This is a genomic window from Clostridium psychrophilum (assembly GCF_018861705.1).
Classification (GTDB): domain Bacteria; phylum Bacillota; class Clostridia; order Clostridiales; family Clostridiaceae; genus Clostridium_AD; species Clostridium_AD psychrophilum.
In genome coordinates, this window is sequence record NZ_JAHLEC010000116.1 from 1 (window position 1) to 10,017 (window position 10,017).

Consider the following 10,017-nt stretch of genomic DNA (forward strand, 5'->3'; position numbering starts at 1 on the left):
TATTTTTGCAAAACATAGTAATCCTCCTCTACGTACTGATTTTGATATTATTATATCATAATTACTACGTTTGGAAGTAATTACAAGCTTTTTGTGGGATAATCATTATATATTAATAATTTTCCTTAAAAGTTATATCATCGCTTACTATGCTATATTATTGTTAACTTTTTCTACTAGTTTATTCGCATCAAAAACAATTGCTTTTTTAACTAATAGAAATATTATATTTATAAAACTCTAAAATATAAATAAGGCGGATAATTTATCTATCTACCTTATTTATATTCTAATATTTATGCTAAAACAATTTAATTAGACTCTATTTGTTTGCTTTTTCAACTCTAATAACTTTACCTTTTATTGTTGATTTCTTAAGAGCTTCTAGTACTAGTTTGCCCTTTCCATTCATAATATCAACATTTGTAAAATGATCTTGAATATTAATAATTCCTATATCATCAGAACTAACATCTTTGATGCTACATATAGTTCCTACAATATCTCCAGTCCTAATTTTTTTCTTTTTTCCTGCACTAATATATAGTTTCATAATATCTTTGCTAAAATTAGACTCTTTTGTTTTTTTAATAACAGGTTTAGCATCATGTTTTTCATAAAAAGCATCTTTACATAACTCTGACTCTTGTTTTGATGGGATTTCAGCTTTAGGTATCTCCATACCTATATACTCCTCTATAGCTTTTAGAAATTTGTTTTCATGGTGGGTGCTAAATGTTATAGCTTTTCCTTTTTTTCCAGCTCTCCCTGTTCTCCCTATTCTATGAACATAATTACCTATTTCAAGTGGTAAATCATAATTTATAATATGAGTTATATTTTCTACATCTATTCCCCTGGCTGCAACATCTGTTGCAACTAAAAATCTATATTCACCTCTTTTAAATCTTTCCATAGCATCTAATCTATCATTTTGAAGCATACCTCCATGTATCTTAATACATGAGTAATAACGATTTTTCATTTGGGTAGTTATTGTATCAACGTTTTCTTTCGTTCTGCAAAATACAATGCAAGAATCTGGATTTTCAATATAAAGTATTCTTTTAAGTGCACTAAATTTCTTATCCTCTTCCACTTCATAACATACTTGTTCAATTTTATCGACAGTTAATTTTTCAGAGTTTATTTCTACTTTAACAGGATTAACCATATACTTGGTGCATATTGCTTCTATTGATTCTGGAATTGTAGCTGAAAACAACATAGTTACCCTATTTTTAGGAACAGATTTAATTACCTCTTCTACTTGTTCTATAAATCCCATACTAAGCATTTCATCTGCTTCATCCAAGATAAGATATTTCACCTTGTCTAATTTAAGATTGCCTCTTGCAATATGATCTAAAGTTCGTCCAGGTGTGCCTACTACAACATGTACCCTTTGCTTTAATTGTTTTTTTTGTGTATCTATAGGTTGTTTACCAAAAATAGCAACCGCTCTAATTTTTTTATATCTTCCTATATTTGTTATATCTTGACTTACTTGAAGTGCTAATTCTCTAGTCGGTGTCAATACTAATGCTTGTGGCTGCGTTTCCTCTATATCTGCATTTTCACAAAGGGGAATAGCAAAAACCGCTGTTTTCCCACTTCCTGTTTGTGATTTCACTATAATATCATTACCTTTAAGTGCCATAGGTATGGCTGCAGCCTGTACATCCGATGGATTTTTATATCCTAAATTTTTAATTGCTTTTAATATTTCTTCACTAATACCAAATTCCTCAAACTTCATGTTACTCATTTTAACTTCCCCTCTTTAATTCATAAATGGTTTTTATGTATAGTTTAAATAATTTTCAACTCATAAGTCTTTATTATACCATGGATAACCTTATAATTCCTGCTATAAATATTTATATAAAATAATTTTTTAATGTTACCACATGATAAAATGGATTTTAAAATGGGATAATGAATATATTCATTATCCCAACACATTAGGTATTTAATTATTTTATTCACATGGATATATATAATTAGCTGCAGTGCGAACATCTAATTCAAGTGGATCGCATAAATCGTCATCAGGAAGTACAAAAACTATTTTACGTTCAATCGTACCGCATTCACTTTTATTGCACTCATTATCTCTACATACTATTGTAATAAAACCTCTAAAAGCAAGTATTCTATGACAACTATCATAAATAATACATGCAACTGCTACTTTTTTATCAAAACATACATTTCTTACTTTTATTCTTACAGTTAATAATCTAGCACCATTTTTTTCCATATCTGCAGGATCAGCGTTAATAATGCTACATAAATCACATGAACCGCATGAACCAGCACAACTCTTTATATCTTTACTCATTTAACAAAACTCCCCTCTACATATAAATTTAAAAGGATTAAATTTTTTTAATATTATTTATAAGTTTTATATCATTTTTATGGTCGCATATATCACTACAATATACTGATATATGTACTTATAATCTATATTAATTTGTTTATTTTTCCATTATAAATTTACAGTTGACTTTATAAATGAGTTATAAACATTAGATAAATATAGTGTTGTTTATTTTATTTAGTATAAGAACTATATTCTAGTTAATTTTATTATTTGGATAATATAGATATTACATACTTTATATTACTAATATATTCAGTGGTATAAGTATATGTTAATGGAAATTAGCACCTCTTTTAAAGCATATTTAATCTCTAATCTAATTCTAATCTATTACTAATACAAATTTAACCACACTATTTTATACTAAAAGCATAGAGTTTAAACAAATATTAATGAAACTTAAAATTGTTTGGATGATAAAAAAGGAGGAATTAATATGTCAATAAATTTAGACCAAATTGATGAATTAAGAAAAAGAGCTAATGTCAGCTATGGAGATGCTAAAAATGCACTTGAGGAAACCGGTGGAAATATTATTGAAGCTTTAATTTATCTTGAAAAACAGAACAAGATTAAACCAGAAGAAAATACCTGTTGTAAAAACAATTTTCTTAAAACGCTAAAATCTATTATAAAAAAAGCGAACGGAACAAAATTAATCATTAAAAAGAATGACGTAGTAGTTTTAAATGTTTGCGTAACAATTGCAATTATTATAAGCATAATAGCCCCCCCTCTAGTAATTGCATTATTAATATTTTGTCTGATAACTAACCATAAAATAAGAATTAGAAAGAAAAATTCCGAAGATTCAGAGGTAAATAGAATTTTTGATAAAATGGCTGTTGTTGCTAATAAAGTAACTACAAAAATTACTAAGAATTTTAAAACTGAATAAGACCTAATATCCATTAACCTACATTCTGATAAGTGTAGGTTGTTTTTTTAATGTAAGGTATAAAATATACCACCAATTGACTGTAATTATATATAAAGTAATATATAATAATAGTATTGTTATTAACAATACTTGTCTTATATAATTATTAGCAACACAAAATATTTTAATCTAATATATTTTGGAGGTATATTTACATATGAATAAGCAAAAAATTTTGATAATTGAAGATGAAATAAAAATAGCACGATTTCTTGAGTTAGAACTAGAATATGAGGGTTATATAGTTGATCAATGCCATGATGGACGTGAAGGATTAGCTAAAGCCACTAATGAAATGTTTGACCTTGTGATTCTCGATATTATGCTCCCTTATCTAAATGGTTTAGAAGTATTAAGAAAACTAAGGCAAACATCAGACATACCAATTATAATGCTCACAGCAAAAGATGAAGTAATGGACAAAGTTATGGGACTTGACATAGGTGCAAATGACTACATGACAAAACCTTTTGCAATTGAAGAATTACTCGCAAGAATAAGAACAGCATTAAAAAAGACACCCGCACTTAGGGAGAACTTAAATATATTATCTATTGGAGAATTATCCATGGACTTAGATCAACATATGGTTACATTTAAAAATAATTGTATAGAACTAACGAAAACTGAATTTGATTTACTTAAATATCTAATAGAAAATAAAAATATTGTTCTTTCGAGAAATAAAATCATAGATATTGTATGGGGTTATGAATATATGGGAGATACTAATGTAGTCGACGTATACATAAGATACTTAAGAAGTAAAATAGATGATAGATTCAGCAAGAAATTCATTCATACAGTGAGAGGGGTTGGATATCTTTTAAAAGATGAATAGATTAAGATTTATCTTTAAATATATAATACAGTGCTTTCGATTATGCTTCAAGATAACAAGCGTAATACTAACTTTCACACCAAAGTTAGTAAAAAATGTAGCCCATAAAATTAATAAACAACTAAAATTTTCAATTAGTTTCAAAATGACTGCAGTGTACACTTTCATTTTTTCTATTATATTGTTTTTATTAAGTGTTAGTTTAATTATAGGGTTTAAACTCTTTCTACTAAATAATGTTCAGAGTGAACTCGCTAAATATAGTACCATTGCCACCAATTATTCTAAATCAAATAAAAGACTTCAAAACTTTAACATTAATATTTTTTCTAATATGAATTATATAAGCTTAAGTGTTTTTGATGAAAAAGAGAATCTTATTTTAACTTCGCTAAAAAGCGAAAAAAATGTTTCCTTTTATAAAGATAATTCACATTCTCCAGTTATTAATTACATAAATCAACAATTCTTATTTGTTACAACTAAGATAAACTTAAATAATAAAACAGTTTTCCTTCAATTTTCTAAAAATTTGGAAAAAGAAAATCTATATTGGTGTATTTTCACACTTATTATTTTTATAATAAATATTTTTTCTTTAATTATTACATTAAAAATCGGCTCTAAAACTAGTAAAAAAATGCTTTTGCCAATAATTAATATGACAGAAACAACAAAAGATATTTCAATTAATGCCTTAGGAAAAAGATTAGATGTTAGCAATTCTCATGATGAATTAAAACAACTTGCAGAAACCTTTAATGATATGTTAGACCGCATACAGAGTTCATATGAAATACAGAATCAATTTGTATCAGATGCCTCACATGAACTAAGAACCCCTATTGCAGTTATACAAGGTTATATAAATATGCTATATCGCTGGGGAAAAGATGATAAAAAAGTCCTATCAGAATCTATAATAGCTATTAAAGATGAATCTGAAAATATGAAAGAACTAGTGGAAAAGCTTCTCTTTCTTGCGAGGAGTGATAAGAATACTCAAAAAATTTGCAAAGAAGAGTTTTATGTTAATATACTAATTGATGATATTATAAAAGAAACAAAACTAATTGACACTGACCATGAAATTTCAACTACTATTAATGAAAAATCTCTTATTTATGCTGATAAAAAATTGTTAAAACAAGCACTGCGGATTTTTATCGACAATAGTATAAAGTATACCCCTAATGGTGGAACTATTAATATAAACGGATATATAAAAGAGAAAAGAATAATTGTTGAAATTATAGATTCAGGAATAGGTATACAAAAAAAAGATCTTCCCTATATCTTTAATAGATTTTATAGATGTGATAAATCAAGAACAAAAAACAGTGGTGGAAATGGCCTTGGCTTATCTATTGCAAAATGGATAATAGGCATGCATCATGGCAACATTGTAGTAGAAAGCAGATTGAATGTTGGAACTAAATTAATAATTAAATTCCCTATAGGAAAAAACAATTGACATATAAAAAACTTAAAATACACGATTATAAGAAATAATTTTCCTAATTCTTTTATAATTGAATAAATATTCAATAAAGTTTTAGTTACACAATAATATTTATTATAATAAAATTTTATGATGATAAATCATAACTACTTATATTTTTAACTTTTTATTTATTAAACTTGCCATATGATACAAAAATTTATTCAATTATGCGTATATTGTTTTACATCTACTGCAGTTATGTGATATCATTAAAGTTGGATTTGTTCTTAAATCTATTCAAAAGTTGCATTTATTTAATAAGACTTTTAAAAATGTATTTAAAATATTGTTTATAGCATTTGTATATGAAAATTTACATAAATTTATCTATTTAGTAAATTTTCTAACTTTTACAATAATTTAAATTAACTTGATTATAGGTAGTATGATAACTATAAGTTTTAAACTTATTAAAAAATAATATAATTTACAAAATCAATTTTGATATGATTAAGTAACAATTAAAATGTATTAGAAACTATAACTATATTATATGAGGAGTGATAGTATGCAAATAAGAATAGGCTACGTGGCCACGGCCTTAAAGGCAGCAAAAATAACTTCAGCTAGCACAGTAACTTTTTCTACATATACTAAACAATCAACAGCTAGAGATAAACTAGAAAAACTGCAAAAGGTAGCGGTATCAAACGTTAATGATTTGCATAAGATTTTGGAATACACAGTAAAAAATGATGTCCACTTTTATAGAATAACTTCGGCATTAATTCCACTAGCAGTTCATCCAGAAGTTACAAACTGGGAGTTTAGAAGAATATTAAAAATGGATTTTGAATGGCTTGGACACTATATTAATGACAATAAATTAAGGATAGATTTTCATCCTGATGAATCTAATGTTATAAATAGTTCTAAAGAAGAAGTAATAAAAACTACAAAAAAGAGTCTACAATTCCATGCAAACCTTCTTAAAGATCTTAATTACCCTTTAGGAAAATTAGTATTACACATTGGAGGTAAGGAAGGCGGAAAACTTGCTGCTACAGAAAGATTTTTTAAGAATTTCAATAATTTACCAAAGGAAATTACAGATTTATTGATATTTGAAAATGACGATAAAAGCTTTACTACTAAAGAAGTTTTAAATATATGTAAAGAAATAAATGTTCCTATGGTACTAGATGTACATCATAATAATTGCAACAACGGTGGCGACGAACTTGAACCTATGTTGAAAGATATATTTGAAACTTGGGAAGGTCAACCACTACCACCAAAAGTACATTTTTCGAGCCCAAAAACTGGAGAAAAGGATAAAAAACATGCTGATTATATCGATGCAGAATCCTTTATTGAATTTATTGAAAAATGTATTCCAATAGGAATAAGTTTAGACATAATGGTAGAAGCAAAACTTGCAGAGTTATCTTTAAATAAACTTTTAGAAGAAGCAAAAGTTTTAAGACCTGATTGGCTTTGGCTTGATAACAGCACTATAGAATTTTTATAAAATAATTATAACAAAAAAGACTTTAACGACATTTATATCGTTAAAGTTTTTTCTTTATGCAATACTATTTAGTTATCCTAATCTCTATTCACTAAAATTCAATAATACATTCAACTATGTAATATAAAATAGTTGGTTAAAAAGAAATAATATTTACTTTTGATTAATTTAATGCTATAATTCATATAATCTAAAAAATTTAGTGACATACTATAAATTCATTGATCAGGAGTAGTAGTTAAAGCCATGCAATCTTAGAGAACTGAGGATAGTGTAATCTCAGTATTGACAGCTTTAGTGAATGGACCTGCTAGAAGTAAAGCGAAATCATATTTTGAGAGTAGTATTTACCGGATTCCTACCGTTAAAAGGGATAGAGTATTTTGTACTCGAATTATTAAAATATGTTTTTTTATAGCATAATTTAGGTGGCACAGCGAATATCCTTCGCCCTATTATAGGGCGAAGTTTTTTTTGTCTTTAAAATTAAGGTAAAGGTGGTGTGTAGTCCCCTATTATGAAATTTGTTTACCTGTAAAAAAATATTAAAACCTGTATATATATTATTTTTAAAAGGAGATGCTTTTTATGAAAATGAATAAAATAATAATATCCTCTTTACTACTTGCAATAGGTCTTATATTACAACAAATCACACCAGGCTTTTTCTTTGGAATGAAACCTGATCTTTTGTTAATCTTTATGATTTTGTCAATAACTTTGACTAGGAATCTAAAAATCACTTTTATTACAGGAATAGTAGCTGGAATTTTATGCGCTTTAACTACAACTTTTCCAGGAGGTCAAATTCCCAACATTATAGATAAGATAATAACTTCAATAATTGTATATGGTATTTATAGAAAAATCAATTCTAATTCCCCAATAAAATTAACAAGTATTTATTTTATTGGTACTTTAATAAGTGGAAGCATTTTTTTAAGTTCAGCTCTTGTTCTTTTTGGTTTACCAGCACCTTTTTTAATATTGTTTGTAACAATTGTAATTCCTACTTCTGTAATCAATTCATTTATAGGATTTTTTCTGCATAGACTTATTATGAGTAACCCAGCACTTAGAAATAAATTTATAAACTATTAAAAACTGTACAAAAAAAATTTAAGAATCAAGCTCACTTAATGAGCTTGATTCTTAAATAAATATATTTTATTTAAGTTCTGGATAATATTCTTTAAAAGCTTCATCATAACCTTCCGGCTTTTTAAATTCTTGAACTTCACTTATAAAAGTTTTTTTGTTTTCAGTTTGCTTTTCTTTAGTTACTTTTCTATTCTTATCATTCTCCAAAATAAGACCTCCTCATTTTTTCAATACAAAAAATCATTGTATTCTTATCTTATAGTATTTGCAAAAGCAGAAAAAATATATGTATCTAAGTAAATTTATTTTTTTCTTATAACATTTATATTTTTAGGTTCTTAACGCATATAATCATAAATTTGATGAATATAATAAATATTACTATTTCAGTAAATTGCTCTAGATTCCACCATCGTTTTATTCCTATCTTTCTGTTATACTAAATATATTGTATTGCCGAATCTCCTAAATGGAGAACGGGGGATTATAATTTTGGGGTGAATCTTTTGTTTTAAAGTAGGGTACCTTTTACCCGAATCCGTCAACTAACCTCGCAGGCTTATAAAGGAGGACTCGTTATTATTAAATTAAATTTGAAAACTAGTTTGTTAGCTTTAACCTTAGCTTTAGTTAGTAGCAGCTCAGTGTATGCCGCTTCATATAAAGTTAAATCAGGTGATTCCTTATATAAAGTTAGCAAAGCCTACAACACAACTACGAATGTTCTAATAAAAAATAATGGACTTTCAAGCAGTAAAATATATTCTGGACAAGTACTAAATGTTCCAACTAATACTTACAAAGTAGTTAGTGGTGACACCCTATATTTTATAGGAAAAAAACACAGTATTTCGATAGCAAAATTAAGAACTGAAAATAATAAATGGGATGATACTATTTATCCTGGAGATGTCATTAAAATTCCAACTAATTCAGGAAATGGACAAGCTACTCCTAAAAAAGCTCAGTCTTCACCAGTTAAAGCTACGGGAGTTATTAAATATTCCAATAGTGACGTAGATTTGCTAGCTAGGTTAATAACTGCCGAAGCAGTTGGTGAGGGTCACGATGCGATGCTTTCTGTTGGAGCTGTAGTAGTGAACAGAGTTCAAAGTTCACAGTATGCAAATAGTATTAGTGGAGTAATTAATGAGAAAAGCAATGGCTACTATCAATTTACTCCAGTTAAAAATGGTATGATTAATAAAGCTGCTAGCAAAGCTGCTATTTCTGCAGCCTCTGAAGCTTTAAAAGGAACTGACCCAACTAACGGGGCCTTGTATTTTTATGATAATACCGTATCAAACAAGTGGTTAACTTCAAAACCAGTATCCACTTCCATTGGCAAACTAACCTTTGCTTTTTAAGAAAAATTCTAATTTAATTCAAAATAAAAACAAGCTTTCACATTTTTGTGGAAGTTTGTTTTTATTTATTAGAATATTCTACTCTTGTACTTATTATAAATTTTAATATATAAACAATCAAAAAACAAAATAAGCAAATATATAAACACTTATTAAAGTATTTATATATTTGCTTATTAAATCTTTTAAATCATTAGTCTCTCAAAATTAAACAGAAAATAGGTACGATTAATTACAATAGATTTTGAAAAATAAAATTAATTATTCTTCTTTAACATCGACCGAAGTCAATATTTCTACTCCCTAGAAAGGAGGTGATCCAGCCGCAGGTTCTCCTACGGCTACCTTGTTACGACTTCACCCCAATCACCGATCCCACCTTCGGCCGCTGACTCCTTACGGTT

General features: G+C 27.3%; 9 protein-coding genes, 1 rRNA gene, 1 riboswitch and 1 other annotated feature. Of the genes, 6 read left to right on the forward strand and 4 right to left on the reverse strand.

The features are described 5' to 3' along the window. Nucleotides 1-322: 322 nt before the first annotated feature. Together KPL38_RS16330 and KPL38_RS16335 are read right to left on the reverse strand one after the other, a co-directional pair. On the reverse strand, nt 323-1,768 hold the full coding sequence (locus KPL38_RS16330) for a DEAD/DEAH box helicase (RefSeq protein WP_216290214.1): 1,446 nt from the start codon (nt 1,766-1,768) through the stop codon (nt 323-325). 213 nt (nt 1,769-1,981) lie between these two features. Continuing rightward, on the reverse strand, nt 1,982-2,344 hold the full coding sequence (locus KPL38_RS16335) for a hypothetical protein (RefSeq protein ID WP_216290215.1): 363 nt from the start codon (nt 2,342-2,344) through the stop codon (nt 1,982-1,984). A 481-nt stretch (nt 2,345-2,825) separates the two neighbouring features. Between KPL38_RS16335 and KPL38_RS16340 the strand changes: the two genes are divergently transcribed. From KPL38_RS16340 to KPL38_RS16360, 5 genes are all read left to right on the forward strand, one after another. Next, nucleotides 2,826-3,287, forward strand: a complete 462-nt coding sequence (locus tag KPL38_RS16340) for a DUF4342 domain-containing protein (protein ID WP_216290216.1) — start codon at nt 2,826-2,828, stop codon at nt 3,285-3,287. Nucleotides 3,288-3,486: 199 nt separating this feature from the next. Then, nucleotides 3,487-4,170 carry a response regulator transcription factor gene (locus KPL38_RS16345; RefSeq protein ID WP_216290217.1) on the forward strand — a complete coding sequence of 228 codons (684 nt, stop codon included), beginning with the start codon at nt 3,487-3,489 and terminating at the stop codon, nt 4,168-4,170. A 334-nt stretch (nt 4,171-4,504) separates the two neighbouring features. Continuing rightward, the gene (locus KPL38_RS16350; RefSeq protein WP_246578003.1) at nt 4,505-5,644 is read left to right on the forward strand and encodes a sensor histidine kinase; all 1,140 of its coding nucleotides are present in this window, start codon (nt 4,505-4,507) and stop codon (nt 5,642-5,644) included. Nucleotides 5,645-6,182: 538 nt separating this feature from the next. Further along, entirely contained in the window at nt 6,183-7,145 is a 963-nt protein-coding gene (gene uvsE, locus KPL38_RS16355) for a UV DNA damage repair endonuclease UvsE (protein WP_216290218.1), read from the forward strand. 212 nt (nt 7,146-7,357) lie between these two features. After that, nucleotides 7,358-7,603 (forward strand) — a binding site (T-box leader). A gap of 130 nt (nt 7,604-7,733) precedes the next feature. Next, a complete protein-coding gene (locus tag KPL38_RS16360; RefSeq protein ID WP_216290219.1) occupies nt 7,734-8,246 on the forward strand; it encodes a tryptophan transporter in 513 nt (170 codons plus the stop codon). Nucleotides 8,247-8,312: 66 nt separating this feature from the next. On the opposite strand, the gene KPL38_RS16365 is transcribed toward KPL38_RS16360, so the two are convergent. Continuing rightward, on the reverse strand, nt 8,313-8,453 hold the full coding sequence (locus tag KPL38_RS16365; RefSeq protein WP_216290220.1) for a hypothetical protein: 141 nt from the start codon (nt 8,451-8,453) through the stop codon (nt 8,313-8,315). A gap of 237 nt (nt 8,454-8,690) precedes the next feature. Further along, a riboswitch (cyclic di-AMP (ydaO/yuaA leader) is annotated at nt 8,691-8,821 on the forward strand. Between the two features lie 18 nt (nt 8,822-8,839). On the opposite strand from KPL38_RS16365, the gene KPL38_RS16370 reads away from it, so the two are divergent. Next, nucleotides 8,840-9,613 carry a cell wall hydrolase gene (locus KPL38_RS16370; protein WP_246578004.1) on the forward strand — a complete coding sequence of 258 codons (774 nt, stop codon included), beginning with the start codon at nt 8,840-8,842 and terminating at the stop codon, nt 9,611-9,613. 307 nt (nt 9,614-9,920) lie between these two features. On the opposite strand, the gene KPL38_RS16375 is transcribed toward KPL38_RS16370, so the two are convergent. After that, a 16S ribosomal RNA gene (locus KPL38_RS16375) occupies nt 9,921-10,017 on the reverse strand; the annotation flags it as partial.